This window comes from Vibrio harveyi (genome assembly GCF_030060435.1).
Taxonomy (GTDB): Bacteria; Pseudomonadota; Gammaproteobacteria; order Enterobacterales; family Vibrionaceae; genus Vibrio; species Vibrio harveyi.
The window spans coordinates 733,342-751,982 of record NZ_CP125875.1 but is presented as its reverse complement, the minus strand read 5'-3'; the positions used below and the strand labels follow the sequence as shown (position 1 = coordinate 751,982).

The window sequence follows — 18,641 nt, the reverse complement described above, 5'->3', positions numbered from 1 at the left end:
ATTTTCCGGCTCTAAATATATATTGATGGCCCTCAAACTTTCCACACAGTTACGAAATTTAGTTTCAAAACAAGTCGCAGATCACACCTAAAAACCGTCGATGAAAAGGTTTGCATTAAACTTATATTATTGTTTTATAAAGATTTTATTATCTACATAATTAATTTTAAGGCGTAAATAAAATAAAGGTCGATGTTATTTTTAGTAACAAAATTACATTTGAGGGATTTGGATGCGGTTAAATCAACAAATTTAGTAAACATTAAACTAAATGATCTTTTTGGTGCATTTATCAACAAAAAAGGGGCAAAAGCCCCTTTTTTAATCTGCCTATTGATTTTTCATCGCAAAAAAAGATTTCGGAAATTTTCGCTGGTTTTTTGCCCAACTTCAGACAAGGCACACTCTTTCAGCTGTGCAATATAGGCAGCAACTTCGACAACATAGGCTGGTTGGTTCTCTTTTCCACGATGTGGAACAGGGGCAAGATACGGAGAATCCGTCTCAATAAGCAACTTTTCAAGAGGTAGGGCTTTCACAACATCCTTCAATTCCGTCGCTTGGCGGAAAGTCACAATACCTGAAATTGAGATGTAAAACCCTAAATCGAGTGCAGCTTCTGCAAAAGGCAGATCTTCAGTAAAACAGTGTATGACGCCACCACATTTTTCGGCTCCGCCATTGCGTAGAATTTCTAATGTATCTTCACGTGCATTACGAGTATGAATAATCAGTGGTTTGTTTAATTCTACTGCTAGGTCAACTTGCTGCTCAAAACGCTCTTTCTGCAGTGCGGCGGTCTCTGGTTTGTAATGGTAATCCAGCCCCGTTTCACCGATCGCCACAACTTTTTCATGGGACGCGTACTCTCGTAAGATATCCATCGAAAAGGCACTTTCAACATCAAGAGGATGAACACCACAAGACGCGTGAACGTTATTGTAAGGTGTGATCATTTCGAGCATTTTAGGGAAAGAGTCCAAAGTCACACCAACGGACAATAACTCAGTAACATTAGCTTGCTTAGCTTTGTTGATAACGTCTTCAACATTAATATGAAGGTCATCGTAATTCAATTTGTCTAGATGACAGTGCGAATCTACGAACATAATGCCTCTCGTGATTCAATTAACCAATTCATAGATAGTAGCTCAAGGTTTAAGCCTGGAAAGGTTTGTCGTTGAGCTTTCAATTCAAGCAGCTTTTGGGCCGCTTGATACAGACCGTTATATCTACCGGGCTGAAACTGAGCGGCGCCAGGAAGCAGATCCACTTCCGTAACACCAAATTGCGCTTTCTGGGCATCGGTCAACAAATACCACGCCCAGTCTAACGCTTTGTCTGGATTCTTAGCCATTAACGTCGCGCACCGAAACACATCTGACAAAGGCGAAGACAAAGTCTCAATCAAGCAGCGCTCAAACGCTTGATACTCATCCAGCTCACCACTTTTTGCTGCTTCCAGCGTATTTATTGGTGAACCCATATTCAACTTAAGCGCATAAGGGGGCACTTGAGAAGCCCCTTGCTCACTCATCCAGCTCATAGCTTGCTCTGTTGAAGGCGTAGCCACGACCCATTGCTGACAGCGACTTTGAATCGTTGGCAGTAATCGCTCATGGTTCTGTGTAACAAGCAAGAACAAACACTTCTGCCCTGGTTCTTCTAGTGTTTTCAACAACGCATTGGACGCAGACTCGTTCATTGCTTCCGCAGGTTCAATAATGAACACGCGATATCCATTTAGCTGTGATGATTCATGAGCAAGACGATTACAAGCGCGGATCTGATCAACCGTAATTGATTTGCCTTCTTTTTCCGGCTTAACCCAATGTAAGTCTGGATGACTATTAGATTGAGTTAGCTGACAACTGTGGCAAAAACCACACGCTTCACTGGTGTAGTTTTGGCACAAAAGAGAGTGGCTGAAGAGTTCAACCAGTTTTTCAACTGCCAGTCCTTTCTCACTTTGTAGTAACAAAGCTCCAGGAACTCGCTCTGAATTCAAACTGATTTTGAGGTTATCCCAAACGGGCTGTAACCATGGAAAGTCATTTAACATGAATCACCTCAATCTACCCTCAGCTTACTGAGCTGCAAGCCATACATTTAGTGCAGCTCTGATATCATGTGCCACTTCGTCAATCGACTGCTCTGCATTGATAACTACGATAGAGTCATCTGCATTAGCCAACTCTAGGTAACGCTCACGAGTGCGTTCAAAGAAGCTGATGTCCATTTTCTCAATTCGATCTAGCTCACCGCGACCACGAGCACGCTCAAGACCAACACGAGGATCGATATCCATGTACAACGTAAAAGCAGGTTTGAACTCACCAAGCGTAGTGTCGCGTAAGTTTTTCATCAGCGACGCATCGATTTGACGACCACCACCTTGGTAAGCTTGAGAAGACAAGTCATGGCGGTCACCCACCACCCATTGATTGTTTGCAAGTGCTGGCTTGATTACATTTTCCACTAGCTGGACACGAGCTGCGTAGAGTAAAAGCAGCTCCGTCATATCTTTCAAATCTTCGCCTTCGTGCTCTTCTTTAACCAATGCACGCATCTTTTCAGCGAGAGGGGTTCCACCGGGCTCACGAGTATTAACGATATTTTCAATACCTGCAGCTTTCAGCGTATCCAAAACCGTTTTAATTGCAGTACTTTTACCCGCGCCTTCTAGGCCCTCAACGACAATAAAGTTTGCTTTCATCATTTGTTCTTTCTTAGTTCTCTTAAATAGGCACGTACAGCACGGTTGTGCTCAGCAAGTGATTTCGAAAATACATGTCCGCCCTTCCCACTTGCTACGAAATATAGATAGTTACTGTTTTCAGGGTTTAACGCGGCTTCAATCGAAGCTTCACCCGCCATGGCAATCGGCGTTGGTGGCAAACCATTGATTGTGTATGTGTTGTATGGTGTAGGAGTGCGCAAATCTTTCTTACGGATATTACCATCATAGGCATCTCCCATACCGTAGATAACTGTAGGGTCTGTTTGTAGACGCATACGTTTGTTAAGACGATTTACAAATACAGATGCGACACGCTCACGCTCCGAGTCTATCGCCGTCTCTTTTTCAATGATAGAAGCAAGAATCAGCGCTTCGTATTTGTCTTTTAATGGCAGTTTCTCTTGGCGCTCTTCCCACTGAGCATCCAAAATCTTGTTCAGCTTACTATGAGCACGCTCTAAGATCTGACTCTCACTTGTACCAGCTGTGTAGTGATAGGTTTCGGCAAGGAATAAGCCTTCAAGCTTTTCGCGCTCTATCCCCAGCTTTTCAGCCATCTGCTTTTCCGATAATCCGGTCAAATCATGTTTGACATAAGGCGCTGCACTTAACTGCTCAACCCACTCAGAAAAGCGACTGCCTTCCACAAAGGTAATCGCAAACTGATGTTCTTTACCTGTGTTTAGTTGTTCCAACGTGTCATATAGAGAGGTGTTAGGTTCTAGTTGGTAAGTGCCTGCTCGCACCTGAAGAAGCTCCGGATAGAGATGAGGCATTAAACGAGTGTAGTCTGAAGCTTCGATGATGTTACCTTTCGCCAAGTCACGCATTACTCGGTGAAAGCTGGTGCCATTTTCAACGGTAAACAGCTGAGGCTGCTCAATAAGAATTGGCGAGTTAACGTATTGCTTAGTCTGTGAAACAACGTAAAAAACACTTGCTGCACCAATAACAGCAATCAGTACAACAAACGCAAACAGTTTTTTAATCACGTATTTAGATTCCCTTGAAGTCGTCGAGTCAATTTCCCAATTGGAAAGTCAATCTTGTTCTCTGGTGCTGAAATACCGGAAACCGGTGCTACACCCAATAGTGAATTACACATCCACACCTCATCTGCATCGAGCAAATCTGTCAGTGTGAAATCGGCTACCTGCACTGAGTAACCTTCGCTTTGGAGATATTCCAAAACCTTACGGCGCATCACGCCAGCCACACCGGATAAACACAAACCGGGTGTGAACACCTTTTCATCTTTAACCCAAAAAAGGTTTGCCATTGTAGTTTCAATGACATGATTTTGCACATTTAACGTCACAGCATCAGCAAATTCAGTACCATCAATTTCTGCCTTTGCGAGCACCTGCTCTATACGGTTATTGTGCTTATGTCCGGCAAGTAATGGCTGGATTCCAAGTCGGGTTTCACAAACACCTAATTGCACGCCACGCTCTTGCCAAGCAAGGTAGTGAGCAGGGAATGTAAAATTCGAGATAGTGACAACCGGACCTTCGACACCGCTAGGACTATACCCTCGACCACCACAACCGCGGCTAATATGAATTTTGATTCCGGCAGATTCATCCTTTAAAGTTGCCGACATCGCCCAATCCAAGACCGTACGCCAATCAGGAAAAGGGATTTGTAATGTCGTTAAGCATGCTTCCATACGTTCAACATGCGCTTGCCAATGCTCCAACTGCCCTTTCTTGGTTTTGATGGTAGAGAAACAGCCATCACCATATTGGAAAGAACGGTCACCGAGTGGAACATGTGTTTGTGGCAGTCCATTTACCCAGAACATTCAGATACCCTTGCTTTCTGATCGACAAATAAAACAAAACGGCTCAATGCTAAGCATCGAGCCGTTAGAATACAAGTATCGCTACTCTAAAACTGTGTTAGAGACTTTTACTCAGCGATTTTTTTGAATACAAGCGAACCGTTAGTACCGCCGAAGCCGAACGAGTTACAGATTGCGTATTCCATATCAACTTTGCGCGCAGTATGCGGCACAAGGTCGATATCTAAACCTTCTTCTGGATCATCTAGGTTAATCGTTGGTGGAACAATTTGATCTACCAATGAAAGAACCGTGATGATTGCTTCTACTGAGCCTGCTGCACCTAAAAGGTGACCAGTCATAGATTTAGTAGAAGAGACAAGAACCTGCTTAGAGCCTTCTTCACCAAGTGCGCGTTTCACACCCTTGATTTCAGCCACATCACCTGCTGGTGTTGATGTACCGTGAGCGTTCACGTAACCAACTTGAGTACCTGTGATGTTTGCGTCACGCATCGCCGCTTCCATTGCCAGTGCGCCACCAGAGCCATCTTCACTTGGAGAAGTCATGTGGTAAGCGTCACCAGACATACCGAAGCCAACAAGCTCTGCGTAGATCTTAGCACCGCGCGCTTTTGCGTGTTCGTACTCTTCAAGAACCATCACGCCCGCACCGTCACCTAGAACGAAGCCGTCACGACCTTTATCCCAAGGACGTGATGCTTTTTGCGGTTCATCGTTACGAGTCGATAGTGCTTTTGCAGCACCGAAGCCTGCCATACCAAGTGGCGTAGATGCTTTTTCTGCACCACCAGCAACCATAGCTTCCGCATCACCGTATGCAATCATACGAGCCGCGTGACCGATGTTGTGAAGACCTGTAGTACATGCAGTAGAGATCGCGATGTTAGGACCACGAAGACCACGCATGATAGATAGGTTACCCGCAACCATGTTTACGATGGTCGAAGGAACAAAAAATGGGCTAACTTTGCGAGGACCTTTCTCAACTAGCGCTGAGTGACCTGCTTCGATTAGGTCTAGACCGCCAATGCCTGAGCCGATTGCTACACCAACTCGAGCCGCGTTTTCTTCGGTAATTTCTAAGCCAGAGTCATCCAATGCTTGGATACCCGCAGCAATGCCGTACTGGATAAACAAATCCATTTTACGAGCATCTTTCTTAGACATGTACTCTGTGCAATCAAAATCTTTTACAAGACCAGCAAAACGAGTCGAGAAGTTCGTTGCATCGAAGTGCTCGATGTTTACGATACCGCTTTGACCTTCTAGCAGGGCTTTCCAAGATGATTCTACTGTGTTGCCTACCGGTGACAACATACCCATGCCAGTGACAACTACACGACGCTTGGACACGATATAATTCTCCGGGAATTGAATGTTTCTATGAGAGGATAGAAGAAGTTAGAAAGAACACAGGCGGTCTAGGAGACCGCCTGGGAGAGATAATTACTGAGCGCTGTTTACGTAGTCGATTGCAGCTTGAACAGTAGTGATTTTCTCTGCTTCTTCATCAGGAATCTCAGTGTCGAATTCCTCTTCTAGAGCCATTACTAGCTCTACAGTGTCTAGAGAATCAGCACCTAGATCGTCAACGAAAGAAGCTTCGTTTTTAACTTCTGCTTCGTCTACACCTAGCTGTTCAACAATGATTTTCTTTACGCGTTCTTCGATGTTGCTCATTTTTCTTTTCCTTTACAGATTTCGCCTAATGCGATGATTCCGTAGTTTATTCGAACTATTGAAGTTTGCAAGGGGGTCCTTGCTGGTCAAACCACAAAATTAGCGAATTTAACCGAATTTCAATACATTTTTGACTTAAATCATGCACAAATCTTGCGCATGAGCATGACAACTTAATGACAGTTAACAGCAACTATAGGCTATTTTTCATAAAGTAAAATAGCTTATTTTGCACGAACTGTGCATTAAACCATGTACATGCCACCATTTACATGCAAAGTTTCACCAGTAATGTAAGCCGCTTCAGGTGAAGCTAGGAATACAACTGCTGATGCAATTTCACGAGGGTCACCTAGACGACCTGCTGGCACGTTCGACAACGTTGCTGCACGTTGGTCGTCATTTAGCGCCTTAGTCATGTCAGTTTCGATGAAACCTGGAGCAACCGTGTTCACTGTTACACCACGAGAAGCCACTTCACGAGCCATTGATTTAGTGAAACCAATCACACCCGCTTTTGCTGCTGCATAGTTTGTTTGACCAGCGTTACCCATAGTACCAACAACAGAACCTACGTTGATGATGCGACCAGCGCGTTTTTTCATCATGCCACGTAGAACCGCTTTAGACATGCGGTAGATTGGCGTTAGGTTTGTATTGATGATGTCGTTCCACTCGTCATCTTTCATACGCATTAGCAAGTTATCGCGCGTGATACCAGCGTTGTTTACTAGAATATCGATTGCACCAAACTCATCATTGATGGTTTTTAGTGTTGCTTCGATAGACTCAACGTCAGTTACGTTAAGTGCTAGACCTTTACCGTTTTCACCTAGGTACTCACTGATCGCCGCTGCGCCGCCTTCAGAAGTCGCAGTACCGATTACCGTTGCACCGCGTTCAACAAGAAGTTCAGCAATCGCACGACCAATGCCACGGCTTGCGCCTGTCACTAGAGCGATCTTACCTTCTAGATTCATCATGTTGTGTTTTCCTTTTCTTATCGTGAGCAGATTACTTAGCGGCTTCTAGCGACGCTACGTCGTTAACTGCTGCTGCGCTTAGTGTTTTCACGATACGTTTAGTCAGACCTGTCAGAACTTTGCCAGGACCAAGCTCAAGAAGATTTTCTACACCTTGTTCGTTCATTAGCTGCACGCTCTCAGTCCAACGAACTGGGCTGTGAAGTTGACGAACAAGTGCGTCTTTGATTTTTGCAGGATCAGTTTCAGCCGCCACATCAACGTTGTTGATAACCGGAAGTTGTGGTGCGTTGAATTCGATAGACTCTAGCGCGACAGCTAGTTTCTCTGCTGCAGGTTTCATTAGTGCGCAGTGTGAAGGCACTGAAACAGGAAGAGGAAGTGCACGCTTAGCACCTGCTTCTTTACATAGTGCACCAGCACGTTCTACCGCGTCTTTACTACCTGCGATAACAACTTGACCAGGTGAGTTGAAGTTTACTGGAGAAACGACTTCACCTTGTGCTGCTTCTTCACAAGCTTTTGCAATTGCTTCGTCATCTAGACCGATGATCGCGTACATTGCACCAGTACCCGCAGGTACCGCTTCTTGCATCAGTTGACCACGTAGCTCAACCAGTTTGATTGCTTCTTTAAAGTCAATCACGCCAGCACACACAAGCGCTGAGTACTCACCTAGGCTGTGACCCGCTAGGTTTGCTGGTTGCTCAAGACCAAGCTCTTGCCATACACGCCAGATAGCAACAGATGACGCTAGCAAAGCTGGTTGAGTACGGAAAGTTTGGTTTAGATCTTCTGCAGGTCCATTTTGAACAAGCGCCCATAGGTCGTAACCTAGTGCGTCAGATGCTTCTGCAAATGTTTGTTTTACTACGTCATATTGTTCGCCTAGATCAGCAAGCATACCAACTGCTTGTGAACCTTGACCTGGAAATACGATAGCAAACTTGCTCATGTTGTTTTCCTTTAAGCAAAGTAAAAAGAAATAAGATGCACCGTAGCGCATCTTAAATTTTGAATCTTGTGAAACTTAGAATTTCACCAGGGCAGAACCCCAAGTGAATCCGCCGCCAAACGCTTCAAGAAGTAGAGTTTGACCACGTTTAATACGACCATCACGTACCGCCTCATCCAGTGCTGTTGGCACGGTTGCTGCTGATGTGTTGCCGTGTTTATCAAGTGTGATCACGACTTGGTCTAGTGACATCGAAAGCTTTTTCGCTGTCGCTGAAATAATGCGGTAGTTGGCTTGGTGCGGAACCAACCAGTCTAGTTCAGACTTGTGCATATCGTTTGCTTCAAGCGTGTCTTTCACTAACTTCGAAAGCTGAGTTACTGCCACTTTGAAAACTTCGTTACCCGCCATGTGCAGCCATTTATCTGCATCTTTACCACGCTCAGGTACAGGAAGGCTCAGAAGATCACCAAATTGACCATCTGAATATACGTGTGTCGAAATGATGCCAGGTTCTTCGCTCGCACCAATTACCACCGCGCCTGCCGCATCACCAAATAAGATGATAGTTGAGCGGTCAGTCGGATCACACGTTTTCGATAATGCGTCAGCACCAATCACAAGTACGTTTTTACACATACCTGATTTAATGTGTTGGTCAGCTACAGACATTGCGTATACAAAGCCTGAACAAGCAGCGGCTAAGTCGAAAGCAGGACAACCTTTAATGCCAAGCTTTGCCTGCACCTGACACGCAGATGAAGGGAAAGTATGGCTACTGCTCGTGGTAGCAACGATAATTAGGTCGATATCATTTTTATCAATGCCGGCCATATCGATAGCGTTTTCAGCTGCGTAGAATGCCATGTCCGCAACAGTCTCATCTTCTGCTGCAATTCGACGCTCTTTAATACCCGTGCGAGCTACGATCCACTCGTCACTTGTGTCTACCATTTTCTCTAGGTCTGCGTTAGTACGCACCTGAGATGGCAGGTAGCTGCCAGTACCTAAAATTTTGCTATACATGAAGACTAATAATGCCTCTCGAGTAAAACCGCTTCCAAACGATCGCTAATACGGCTTGGTACTTGTCGTTTGACCTCGTGTACTGCCTCGCCAAGTGCATTGACAATCGCAGATACATCCGCACTTCCATGGCTTTTTATGACAATGCCGCGCAATCCTAGCAAACTTGCGCCGTTATACTGGTCGGGGTTCAGTGTTTTTAGTTCATTAAATAGCCGAGAAAACAACTTTCTAGCAATCCAACCCTTAATCGTCGATTCCATCATGCTGGTTTTTAGTTTTTCGATGAAGAGTTGAGCTGTTCCCTCGCTGGCTTTTAAGCATACGTTACCGACAAAGCCATCACAAACAATGACATCGGCTACGTCATGCAAAATTTGATTACCTTCAATATAACCGACAAAGTTGATGGCGTCGGTTTGAGAAAGCATTTCAGCACAGCGTTTGACTAAATCGTTACCTTTGATTTCTTCTGCGCCAATGTTCAGCACCGCAACACGAGGAGGTCGACCTAGGTGTTCTTCTGCTAATGCACTGCCCATCACGGCAAACTGGAATAAACTGTCGGCATCACACGACACATTTGCTCCCAAATCTAGCATCCAGGTGCGTTTTCCACTGATGGTCGGTAACGCAGAAACTAAAGCAGGACGCTCAATACCAGGAAGCAGCTTAAGAATAAAACGTGACAGCGCCATCAATGCGCCGGTGTTACCACCACTCACACAAGCATCAGCTTCATTTTCAGAAACCAGATCAATCGCCATACGCATAGAGCTATTTTGGCTATTGCGAAGGGCCAAAGACGGTTTTTCTGAATTAGAAATCACTTTCTCGCTATGAAGAATGCTCAAACGAGAACTGGTAGAGGTACCAAGTTGAGATAATTGAGACGTGATCAGAGATTGATCACCTATAAGAATCACTTTTAGCTCTGGGAAATGAGACAGTGCCTGCACGGCGGCAGGCACTGTTACGCGTGGACCGAAATCCCCGCCCATTGCATCAAGTGCAACGGTAATACTTTGCAAAGGTTCAACCTTACTTGTTGATAACCTTTTGACCACGGTAGTAACCTTCAGCAGTTACGTTGTGGCGTAGGTGAGTTTCACCAGAAGTCGCGTCTACAGATAGTGCAGCTGTAGTTAGCGCATCGTGTGAACGACGCATACCGCGCTTAGAACGAGTTTTACGGTTTTTCTGTACGGCCATTGACCCTACTCCTATACTATTGGGTTAAAAACCTAAAGAAGAAGCGGCTACCACACCAGTTACTTTTTCAGATTTTTCAAAACGTCGAATGGATTCGGTTTTTCTTCCTCAATTTCTTCAGGAATTTCACCAAAAACCATGTTATTTGAGTCAACGCTACAATCCGCATCATCGTGCATTGCGATTTGAGGTAATGTTAAGATGAACTCGTCTTCAACCAGTTGTATAAGGTCTAATTCACCGTACTCATTTAGATCTACCAAATCATAAATTTCTGGTGCTTCCTCTTCCGTCTTCTCACCGTAGTAAGGAGTGTAAAGGAATTCAACTTCACACATGTGTGTGAATACCTCATTACAACGCTGACACTCTAAATCAACTTCGATGTTAGCTTTACCAGAGATAACAACAAGTCGCTGTTCATCAATATCAAATGACAATGAGACTTCTGCGTCGCGTTTTACGCCTTCAGTTGTTTCCGCTAAGCGCTTGAAAAGACTAGCTTGGATGATGCCATCGTAATCTAATCGTTTCTGTGCGGACTTTGCTGGATCAACCGTTCGCGGTATTTTTACCTTTTGCATAGGGCGCGAATATTATCTTCCAAATCAAAATTAGTCAAAGAAAAAGGCAAAAAAGTTGTACTTTTTTACGCTTAACATATAGAGCATTAGCCAGAATCAATTTTGATCGATTATCCTATTGGAAATGCTCGCGTGAATTGTAATTCAAAATGAAAAATTACCAACTGGTTTTAGCCTCAACTTCCCCTTTTCGTAAACAACTGCTGGAAAAGCTATCAGTACCGTTTACTTGTTTATCTCCGCAATGCGATGAGACCCCCTTCCCCAACGAAACGCCTTTAGATTTGGTGCAAAGGCTTGCGATTGGAAAAGCGACATCTTGTGATACCGACCAAGACAGCTTGGTGATCGGGAGCGATCAAGTTTGTGTTATTGACGACAAGATAGTCGGCAAACCATTAGACCGAGAGAATGCAATCAAGCAATTATTGGCTCAAAGCGGTAAAACCATCACTTTTTATACTGGGCTTGCGGTACATAATACAGCCACGAATCACACTGAAGTCGGCTTCGACACCTTCGAAGTTCATTTTAGAGATTTGACGCTTGAACAGATTGAACGATACGTCGACAGAGAAGAACCATTTTATTGTGCTGGCAGCTTTAAAAGCGAAGGAATGGGAATTTGTCTTTTCAACAAATTAGCCGGCAAAGATCCGAATACGCTAGTAGGTCTGCCTCTCATTGACTTGATCGACATGCTACAAAAGCAAGGGTTTGAGGTTTTGTAAAAAGTACTATGTAAAAGATATTGTGTAATAGGTATTGATAGTTAATAAACGTTAAAGGGTTGGCATGAGAAAGCGCCAACCCTTTTTTAAATGCCAGTGCGAGAAGATTAAAATCACAGCGTCAAACTAATCACTCTATATCTAAGATAGAGATTCCCGACAATGCTCTTTCGTCGCTCTCGGGAAAGACGCTGTGTCAGCCCATTCCTCTAAAAATAAGAATTACCCACTTAGATTCAGAAGTCGCAGCGCGTCATCCTCAAGAGTGAGGAACGAGCGAGTTGGGGATCTCTTTTCTCATCTTTCGAAGCGAAGCAGTCTTGCTATCCCATAGGGTGAAGCCCGCTCTCACCTCTACTTCTTACGCAGACCCGCGAGTACTTTCTCTAATCTCGCTTCCATCGGCGCATTGATTTCCATCCACTCATCATTCGATGGGTGTTGGAACTTGATGTTCGCTGCATGAAGGAACAAACGGTCTAAGCCCACTTGCCCAGTGTAAGCATCGAAGCGACGGTCGCCGTAGCGATCATCCCATGCAATTGGGTGACCCGTGTATTGAGTATGCACACGAATTTGGTGAGTACGACCGGTAATTGGGCTAGCTTGGATAAGCGTTGCTTGGTCAAACTTTTCCAGAATCTTGAATCGAGTTTCTGACGGCTTCCCATTTGGGTTCACACGCACGATGCTATTCACTTCGTTTTTAAGTAGCGGCGCATTCACGACCTTACAGCTGCTTTTCCACTCCCCCATCACGAGGGCAAAGTAGAACTTCTTCACGGTCTTTTCGCGAAATTGCGCTTGCAGATGGCGCAATGCTGAACGCTTCTTAGCCACCAATAAAATACCAGAAGTATCGCGGTCGATACGATGAACAAGTTCAAGGAAGCGAGCTTGCGGACGTAACGCACGAAGTGCCTCGATAGCACCAAATTTAAGACCACTGCCACCATGCACAGCTGTACCAGAGGGCTTATTTAGAATCAGCATATGATCGTCTTCAAAAATGATCATATGTTCTAGCTCTGCTACTTTGTTCAACTTAGTGCTTGGCGCAACGTCGTCCTCTTTTTTCTCTACCGTTACTGGTGGAATACGTACGAGATCGCCAGCCTTGAGTTTGTACTCGGCTTTAATACGCTTTTTGTTGACGCGCACTTCCCCCTTACGCACGATTCGGTAAATCATGCTCTTAGGGATATCTTTTAATTGGTTACGCAAAAAATTATCAATGCGTTGACCTGCCATATCTTCGTCGATATCAACGAACTGGACTTTTGTTCTTATTTCGCTCATGCGCGGTATTGTAAACCCAAATCTGTGTGACTTCACATTATTCTTGCTGCAAAAGAAACACTCGTTGTCATAAATTGTTCTAAAACTCGCCAAGCTTTTGTTTAGATTATTAAAAGCCTTTATCAACTTCTCGTTTTGATTTGTGTCTTTCTCAGTTTGCAAGACTCAAGTGCTTATGAAACAGCCAGTTATAAATTACAAAAATTGAATTTAGCGCCAAATTTTCCATCGTTTGCGCTAAAGCAGATTGCTGATATCCACCTGCACTGCTATAGTTCACAGCTGCTAAGGAAGGTTTGGTTACATTTTGTTCATTACCAATCATTTATCCCCAAGCAATGTGAGTAGATTGTTGAACGTCAGGTGCAGCATTGGCGTAAGACACGTTGAGTTCAACACACTTGTCACTCTACTCCTCGCATATTCACGTTGAGTATCTACCGCCCGAATAGCGGGTCACAAGTTAACGTTTCCAACGAAACCCAAAGCAATTTGTGATGACTGAAGTGCCCTAGAGCATCCCCTTCCAGCCGGGAGGCTGCAAAATATAAGCCATGGGATCAGGCACCGTGAAAGAGCGAAAAGCCAGTGACAAGTTGAAAAGAAAGATAAAAGAAAAGACAACGAGAAATTTTCAATGAAAAGAATGTTAATTAACGCAACTCAAAAAGAAGAGTTGCGTGTCGCTCTGGTTGATGGCCAGCGACTTTTCGATCTTGATATCGAGAGTCCGGGTCATGAATCTAAAAAAGCGAATATCTACAAAGGACGTATCACACGTATCGAACCAAGCTTAGAAGCCGCATTTGTTGATTACGGTGCTGAGCGTCACGGTTTCCTCCCTCTCAAAGAAATTGCCCGCGAATATTTCCCAGAAGGTTACACTTACCAAGGTCGCCCAAGCATTAAAGAAGTGCTGACTGAAGGTCAAGAAGTTATCGTTCAAGTGGAAAAAGAAGAACGTGGTAGTAAAGGCGCAGCTCTAACTACTTTCATTTCTCTTGCGGGTAGCTATCTTGTTCTTATGCCTAATAACCCTCGTGCCGGCGGTATTTCTCGTCGTATCGAAGGTGACGAGCGCACTCAACTAAAAGCAGCATTAAGCACTTTAGAACTGCCGCAAGGTATGGGTCTAATCGTACGTACTGCTGGCGTAGGTAAGAGTGCAGAAGAACTTGAGTGGGACTTGAACGTACTACTTAACCACTGGGGTGCAATTAAGGGCGCGGCAGATTCTAACCCTGCTCCTTTCCTAATCCACCAAGAAAGTAACGTAATCGTTCGTGCAATCCGTGACTACCTACGTCGTGATATCGGTGAAATCCTAATCGACAGCAACACCATTTATGAGCGTGCTAAAGAGCACATCAAACTAGTACGTCCTGATTTCATCAGCCGCGTTAAGAAATACGAAGGCGAAGTACCACTATTCAGCCACTACCAAATCGAAAGCCAAATTGAATCGGCTTTCCAACGTGAAGTGCGCTTACCATCAGGTGGTTCTATCGTAATCGACCCAACGGAAGCTCTAACATCTATCGATATCAACTCGGCTCGCGCAACCAAAGGCGGCGATATCGAAGAAACAGCGCTTAATACTAACCTAGAAGCAGCAGACGAAATCGCTCGTCAATTGCGTCTACGTGACCTTGGTGGTTTGGTGGTTATCGACTTTATCGATATGACACCGGTGCGCCACCAGCGTGAAGTTGAAAACCGTCTGCGTGAAGCCGTTCGTCTAGATCGTGCTCGTGTACAAATCGGTCGCATTTCCCGCTTTGGTCTGTTGGAGATGTCTCGTCAGCGTTTGAGCCCTTCTCTAGCAGAAGCAAGCCACCATATTTGTCCTCGTTGTAGCGGTACAGGTGTTGTTCGTGATAACGAATCTCTAGCACTTTCTGTACTTCGCCTGATCGAAGAAGAAGCTCTAAAAGACAATACAGCCCAAGTACTAGCAGTAGTGCCTGTGCCGATCGCATCTTACCTTCTGAACGAAAAACGTCGCTCGGTCAACCACATCGAACGTATTCAAGAAGTGAAGATTACGGTTGTGCCAAACTCAGACATGGAAACGCCTCACTTCGAAGTTATCCGTGTTCGAGAAGGCGAAGAGTTTGACCTGCTTTCTTACCTACTTCCTAAGAAACTGGAAGCAATGAAAGAAGCAGAAGGCAAAGAGCCAGCAGAGGTTGATGTCAAGCCTAAGCGTATCGAAGAGCCTGTATTAAAAGGTTTTGCTTCGCCAGCGCAAACTGCTCCTACGCCAGCAGCAACTTCTAAACCTGCTCCAGCAGCGAAGAAGAAAGAAGCAGTTCCGCAAGAAGAAAAACCAGGTCTATTCAGCCGTCTGTTTAAAGCAATTGGTAGTTTCCTATTCAGTGGTTCTGAAGAAGTTAAAGAAGAACCTAAGAAAGAAGAGAAAAAACCAAACCGCGATAACAAGCGCAACAAGCGTGACCGCAACGATCGTCGTCGCAACAACAACCAGCGTGATAACCGCGAAGGTCGTGACAACCGCGATAACAAACGTCGTCGTAAACCGCGTGAAGAACAAGCGACTGAGCAGAACGAAACACAACAGCAGCCTAACAAGCAGCAAAACCGCAACCAGAAACGTAAACCTAGAGCTCAACAAGCTGAAAAAGCACAAGAGCCTAAAGTTAACGCGAAAGTCGCGGAAAAAGGTCTGCAGCTAGCTGCTGAAGCTCGTACTGGTTCAGAAGCGAAGCCGGAAGAAAATAAAGCGAAGTCAAACGCAAAAGCAGAGAAAGTGAAAGAGCGCCGTCAACGTCGCAAACTAAACAAATCTGTACGTGTTAAAGACCAGCAAGCGGCTGAGCAAGCAGAGCTGGAAGTACCAGCACAACCTGTTGAAGCAGTTGAAGCAACTGTTGAGAAGCCAGTTGAGGCAGCAGCAGAAGCGCAACAAGACAACAAAGCAGAGTCTAAACAGCGTCGTAACCGCCGTTCACCACGTCACCTACGTGCAAGCGGTCAACGTCGTCGTCGTGGTCGCGATCGTCGTCCTAACCCATTCCGCCTACGTAAAGGTGGTGTAGCATCTCCTGAGATGGCAATGGGTAAAGTGATGCCACGTTACATTCCAAAACCAGCGCCTAAGAAGGAAGAGCGAGTGAAGGAAGAAGTAGTGGTAACGGCAGCAGCAGTTCCTGCAATTCAAGGTGGTTTTGCTTGCCCTGAAATGGCGATGGGTAAAGTAATCATCCGTCGTGAACAACCTGCAGTTGTTGAAGCACCAGCAGTTGAAACGAAAGTTCAAGAATCTGTAGAAGCGAAAGTAGAAGCGCCTGTTGCGGAAGCGCCAGTGGTAGAGGTTGCCGTTGCTGAGCAAGCTGAAGCTACAGTAGTTGAAACAACGCAAGTAGAGCCAATCGTTGAAGCACCTGTTGTCGAAGTGACTGAATCTGCTGTTGAAACAGCTCCAGCTCAGGAACCAGCCGTTGAAGTGGCAGAAGAAGCGGTAACAGAAGTTACAGCAGAAACGCCAGTAGAAACGCAAAAACCTAAAGCAGAAGTTATCAAAGTAGCTGCTAAGCCACGCGCTAGTGCTCCAATGACTAAAGCGCCAGGTCCTCAAGAGCTTCGCGAAATTACGGTTACAGCGGCACCGTTTAAAGCTGAGCGCTACGCACCGAAAGGCGCAGGTAGCCAAGTAGCAACAAACCGTGCATCAGCAGTAATGACAAAACCGAACTTTAACTAAGTTTTACTTTGTCATCGCATTAAGCGAAATACGAAACAAAAGGCTGCCAATCGGCAGCCTTTTTTGTTGAAGTAAGTGTTAACTCTAATTAGCTATATTAATATCAATGACTGATCACATTTGTGCGTCAATATCCCCTTCATTGTTGAACTTAATCACACTTTTCGGTAGCATTCGCCGACTCAAGTTTTCGACACCATTCTGATGCGGCTCTTTTTTTAATACGGTTTGTGCTGATAGAAGTGACTTCACTTTCACCAGCAGTACTTGTGCAAATACGAATATGTGTCGGGAGAAATTCATCGCCAAGAGAACTCAATACAAAACATGTTCGAATTTCCTCAATTTTCTAAGCACTCCGTAAAAAACGACGTGCTATCAGGTCTAACTGTTGCGCTCGCATTGGTTCCTGAAGCCGTAGCATTTGCATTTGTTGCTGGTGTAGACCCTATGGTTGGTCTTTACGCAGCCTTTATTGTCGGTCTTATCACCTCTATTTTCGGTGGTCGACCAGGTATGATTTCCGGTGCGACTGGCGCAATGGCAGTTGTTATGGTGTCGCTTGTTGCAACTCACGGTGTTCAATATCTATTTGCCGCAATTATGTTGGCGGGTATTCTTCAAATTGCAGCCGGTCTATTTAAGCTAGGTAAATTTATCCGAATCGTTCCTCATCCGGTGATGATTGGTTTCGTAAACGGTCTGGCTATCGTTATCTTCCTTGCACAACTAGGTCAGTTCAAAGCACCAGACCTTAACGGTATGCTAACGTGGCTACCACAAGACCAAATGCTGCTAATGCTAGGTCTGGTTGCGCTAACAATGGCTATCATTCACTTCCTACCGAAGATCACAACGGCAGTGCCTTCTTCTCTGGTTGCGATCGTGACCGTTACTGCACTTGTTGTTGGCTTGGATCTAGAAACACGTACCGTAGTTGACTTCCTACGTACTATGTCTGGCGATGAAGCAGCGACTTTGGCGGGTTCTCTTCCGACCTTCTCTATTCCAGCGGTACCTTTCACTCTAGAAACTCTGCAAATCATTTTACCTTACGCAATCATCCTTGCCGCTATCGGTCTGATCGAGTCTCTGTTGACACTAACAGTGCTGGATGAAATGACTAACACTCGCGGTCAATCTAACCGTGAATGTATCGGTCAAGGTATGGCAAACATGACGTGTTCTGTGTTTGGTGCAATGGGTGGTTGTGCGATGATTGGTCAGTCAATGATCAACGTAAACTCAGGTGGTCGTGGTCGTCTATCAGGCATCGTTGCGGCTATCGCTCTGCTAATGTTCATCCTGTTTGCTTCTTCACTCATTGAGATGATTCCACTTGCTGCACTCGTTGGTGTCATGTTCATGGTGGTTATCGGTACATTCGAATGGGCAACCTTCAAACTTGCACGTCGCGTACCTAAGCAAGATTTCTTCGTTATCGTTCTTGTAACAGTAGTGACGGTGCTGACTGACCTAGCTGTTGCAGTAGCCGTGGGTGTGATTGCATCTGCGCTAATGTTTGCATGGCAACATGCTAAGCACATCTACGCAGATACGCGTCTAAATGAAGAAGGCTCAAAAGAGTACAAGATCCACGGTCCTATCTTCTTTGGTTCTGCGGCAAACTTCCTAGAATTGTTTAACGCACATGGCGATCCAAAAGACATCATCGTTGATTTCGCGGACTCTCGCGTAACAGACCACTCTGCAATCGAAGCGATTGAAACGTTGGCTGAGCGTTACGCCGCACTTGGTAAAACACTTCACCTACGTCACTTGAGCCCAGATTGCCGTAAGCTACTAGATAAAGCAGGTAGCTTGGTTGAAATCAACGTAAAAGAAGACCCAAGCTATAAGGTTGCAACCGACGTACTTGCAGGTTAATAAAAACAAAAAGG

Annotated in this window: 18 protein-coding genes; 3 read left to right on the top strand and 15 right to left on the bottom strand. The window is 45.1% G+C overall.

Going from position 1 to position 18,641, the window contains the following annotated elements:
* Positions 1-341: 341 nt before the first annotated feature.
* From QMY49_RS03485 to yceD, 13 genes are all read right to left on the bottom strand, one after another.
* A complete protein-coding gene (locus QMY49_RS03485; RefSeq protein WP_009698484.1) occupies positions 342-1,109 on the bottom strand; it encodes a TatD family hydrolase in 768 nt (255 codons plus the stop codon).
* On the bottom strand, positions 1,100-2,062 hold the full coding sequence (locus tag QMY49_RS03480) for a DNA polymerase III subunit delta' (RefSeq protein ID WP_283312789.1): 963 nt from the start codon (positions 2,060-2,062) through the stop codon (positions 1,100-1,102). Before QMY49_RS03480 ends, QMY49_RS03485 begins: the two co-directional genes overlap by 10 nt.
* A gap of 24 nt (positions 2,063-2,086) precedes the next feature.
* Positions 2,087-2,719: a dTMP kinase gene (tmk, locus tag QMY49_RS03475; RefSeq protein ID WP_222326368.1), complete on the bottom strand. Its 633-nt coding sequence runs from the start codon at positions 2,717-2,719 to the stop codon at positions 2,087-2,089.
* A complete protein-coding gene (mltG, locus tag QMY49_RS03470; protein ID WP_038897690.1) occupies positions 2,716-3,732 on the bottom strand; it encodes an endolytic transglycosylase MltG in 1,017 nt (338 codons plus the stop codon). The genes tmk and mltG overlap by 4 nt, the downstream gene beginning before the upstream one ends.
* Complete coding sequence (gene pabC, locus QMY49_RS03465; protein ID WP_005444813.1) at positions 3,729-4,544, bottom strand: aminodeoxychorismate lyase; 816 nt, start codon at positions 4,542-4,544, stop codon at positions 3,729-3,731. The genes mltG and pabC overlap by 4 nt, the downstream gene beginning before the upstream one ends.
* A 107-nt stretch (positions 4,545-4,651) precedes the next feature.
* Complete coding sequence (fabF, locus tag QMY49_RS03460; RefSeq protein WP_005444811.1) at positions 4,652-5,899, bottom strand: beta-ketoacyl-ACP synthase II; 1,248 nt, start codon at positions 5,897-5,899, stop codon at positions 4,652-4,654.
* Positions 5,900-5,992: 93 nt separating this feature from the next.
* The gene (gene acpP / locus QMY49_RS03455; RefSeq protein WP_004406112.1) at positions 5,993-6,226 is read right to left on the bottom strand and encodes an acyl carrier protein; all 234 of its coding nucleotides are present in this window, start codon (positions 6,224-6,226) and stop codon (positions 5,993-5,995) included.
* Positions 6,227-6,471: 245 nt separating this feature from the next.
* Positions 6,472-7,206, bottom strand: coding sequence for a 3-oxoacyl-ACP reductase FabG (fabG, locus tag QMY49_RS03450; RefSeq protein WP_005444803.1), 735 nt, complete (start codon positions 7,204-7,206; stop codon positions 6,472-6,474).
* Between the two features lie 34 nt (positions 7,207-7,240).
* Positions 7,241-8,164, bottom strand: a complete 924-nt coding sequence (gene fabD / locus QMY49_RS03445; RefSeq protein ID WP_005444801.1) for an ACP S-malonyltransferase — start codon at positions 8,162-8,164, stop codon at positions 7,241-7,243.
* Between the two features lie 75 nt (positions 8,165-8,239).
* On the bottom strand, positions 8,240-9,190 hold the full coding sequence (locus QMY49_RS03440; protein WP_005444799.1) for a beta-ketoacyl-ACP synthase III: 951 nt from the start codon (positions 9,188-9,190) through the stop codon (positions 8,240-8,242).
* 5 nt (positions 9,191-9,195) lie between these two features.
* Complete coding sequence (gene plsX, locus QMY49_RS03435; RefSeq protein ID WP_005444797.1) at positions 9,196-10,221, bottom strand: phosphate acyltransferase PlsX; 1,026 nt, start codon at positions 10,219-10,221, stop codon at positions 9,196-9,198.
* Positions 10,222-10,231: 10 nt separating this feature from the next.
* Complete coding sequence (gene rpmF / locus QMY49_RS03430; RefSeq protein ID WP_005396978.1) at positions 10,232-10,402, bottom strand: 50S ribosomal protein L32; 171 nt, start codon at positions 10,400-10,402, stop codon at positions 10,232-10,234.
* Positions 10,403-10,461: 59 nt separating this feature from the next.
* Positions 10,462-10,986: a 23S rRNA accumulation protein YceD gene (gene yceD, locus QMY49_RS03425; RefSeq protein ID WP_005444794.1), complete on the bottom strand. Its 525-nt coding sequence runs from the start codon at positions 10,984-10,986 to the stop codon at positions 10,462-10,464.
* A 149-nt stretch (positions 10,987-11,135) separates the two neighbouring features.
* Between yceD and QMY49_RS03420 the strand changes: the two genes are divergently transcribed.
* A complete protein-coding gene (locus QMY49_RS03420) occupies positions 11,136-11,717 on the top strand; it encodes a Maf family protein (RefSeq protein WP_005444793.1) in 582 nt (193 codons plus the stop codon).
* 354 nt (positions 11,718-12,071) lie between these two features.
* On the opposite strand, the gene rluC is transcribed toward QMY49_RS03420, so the two are convergent.
* Both rluC and QMY49_RS03410 read right to left on the bottom strand, forming a co-directional pair.
* Positions 12,072-13,016: a 23S rRNA pseudouridine(955/2504/2580) synthase RluC gene (gene rluC / locus QMY49_RS03415; protein WP_005444789.1), complete on the bottom strand. Its 945-nt coding sequence runs from the start codon at positions 13,014-13,016 to the stop codon at positions 12,072-12,074.
* Between the two features lie 151 nt (positions 13,017-13,167).
* A complete protein-coding gene (locus tag QMY49_RS03410) occupies positions 13,168-13,341 on the bottom strand; it encodes a hypothetical protein (protein WP_017189381.1) in 174 nt (57 codons plus the stop codon).
* Positions 13,342-13,653: 312 nt separating this feature from the next.
* Between QMY49_RS03410 and rne the strand changes: the two genes are divergently transcribed.
* Positions 13,654-16,740 (top strand): ribonuclease E, encoded by a 3,087-nt coding sequence (gene rne, locus QMY49_RS03405; protein WP_283312785.1) that lies wholly within the window; start codon positions 13,654-13,656, stop codon positions 16,738-16,740.
* 327 nt (positions 16,741-17,067) lie between these two features.
* Complete coding sequence (locus tag QMY49_RS03400; protein ID WP_005444782.1) at positions 17,068-18,627, top strand: SulP family inorganic anion transporter; 1,560 nt, start codon at positions 17,068-17,070, stop codon at positions 18,625-18,627.
* The last annotated feature ends 14 nt before the right edge of the window (positions 18,628-18,641 follow it).

What these genes read in the sequence shown, in the direction of transcription:
- QMY49_RS03485 (WP_009698484.1), bottom strand. Translation starts at nt 1,109, where the DNA reads ATGTTCGTAGATTCGCACTGTCATCTAGACAAATTGAATTACGATGAC.
- QMY49_RS03480 (WP_283312789.1), bottom strand. Translation starts at nt 2,062, where the DNA reads ATGTTAAATGACTTTCCATGGTTACAGCCCGTTTGGGATAACCTCAAA.
- tmk (WP_222326368.1), bottom strand. Translation starts at nt 2,719, where the DNA reads ATGATGAAAGCAAACTTTATTGTCGTTGAGGGCCTAGAAGGCGCGGGT.
- pabC (WP_005444813.1), bottom strand. Translation starts at nt 4,544, where the DNA reads ATGTTCTGGGTAAATGGACTGCCACAAACACATGTTCCACTCGGTGAC.
- acpP (WP_004406112.1), bottom strand. Translation starts at nt 6,226, where the DNA reads ATGAGCAACATCGAAGAACGCGTAAAGAAAATCATTGTTGAACAGCTA.
- fabG (WP_005444803.1), bottom strand. Translation starts at nt 7,206, where the DNA reads ATGAATCTAGAAGGTAAGATCGCTCTAGTGACAGGCGCAAGCCGTGGC.
- fabD (WP_005444801.1), bottom strand. Translation starts at nt 8,164, where the DNA reads ATGAGCAAGTTTGCTATCGTATTTCCAGGTCAAGGTTCACAAGCAGTT.
- QMY49_RS03440 (WP_005444799.1), bottom strand. Translation starts at nt 9,190, where the DNA reads ATGTATAGCAAAATTTTAGGTACTGGCAGCTACCTGCCATCTCAGGTG.
- rpmF (WP_005396978.1), bottom strand. Translation starts at nt 10,402, where the DNA reads ATGGCCGTACAGAAAAACCGTAAAACTCGTTCTAAGCGCGGTATGCGT.
- yceD (WP_005444794.1), bottom strand. Translation starts at nt 10,986, where the DNA reads ATGCAAAAGGTAAAAATACCGCGAACGGTTGATCCAGCAAAGTCCGCA.
- QMY49_RS03420 (WP_005444793.1), top strand. Translation starts at nt 11,136, where the DNA reads ATGAAAAATTACCAACTGGTTTTAGCCTCAACTTCCCCTTTTCGTAAA.
- rluC (WP_005444789.1), bottom strand. Translation starts at nt 13,016, where the DNA reads ATGAGCGAAATAAGAACAAAAGTCCAGTTCGTTGATATCGACGAAGAT.
- QMY49_RS03410 (WP_017189381.1), bottom strand. Translation starts at nt 13,341, where the DNA reads ATGATTGGTAATGAACAAAATGTAACCAAACCTTCCTTAGCAGCTGTG.
- rne (WP_283312785.1), top strand. Translation starts at nt 13,654, where the DNA reads ATGAAAAGAATGTTAATTAACGCAACTCAAAAAGAAGAGTTGCGTGTC.
- QMY49_RS03400 (WP_005444782.1), top strand. Translation starts at nt 17,068, where the DNA reads ATGTTCGAATTTCCTCAATTTTCTAAGCACTCCGTAAAAAACGACGTG.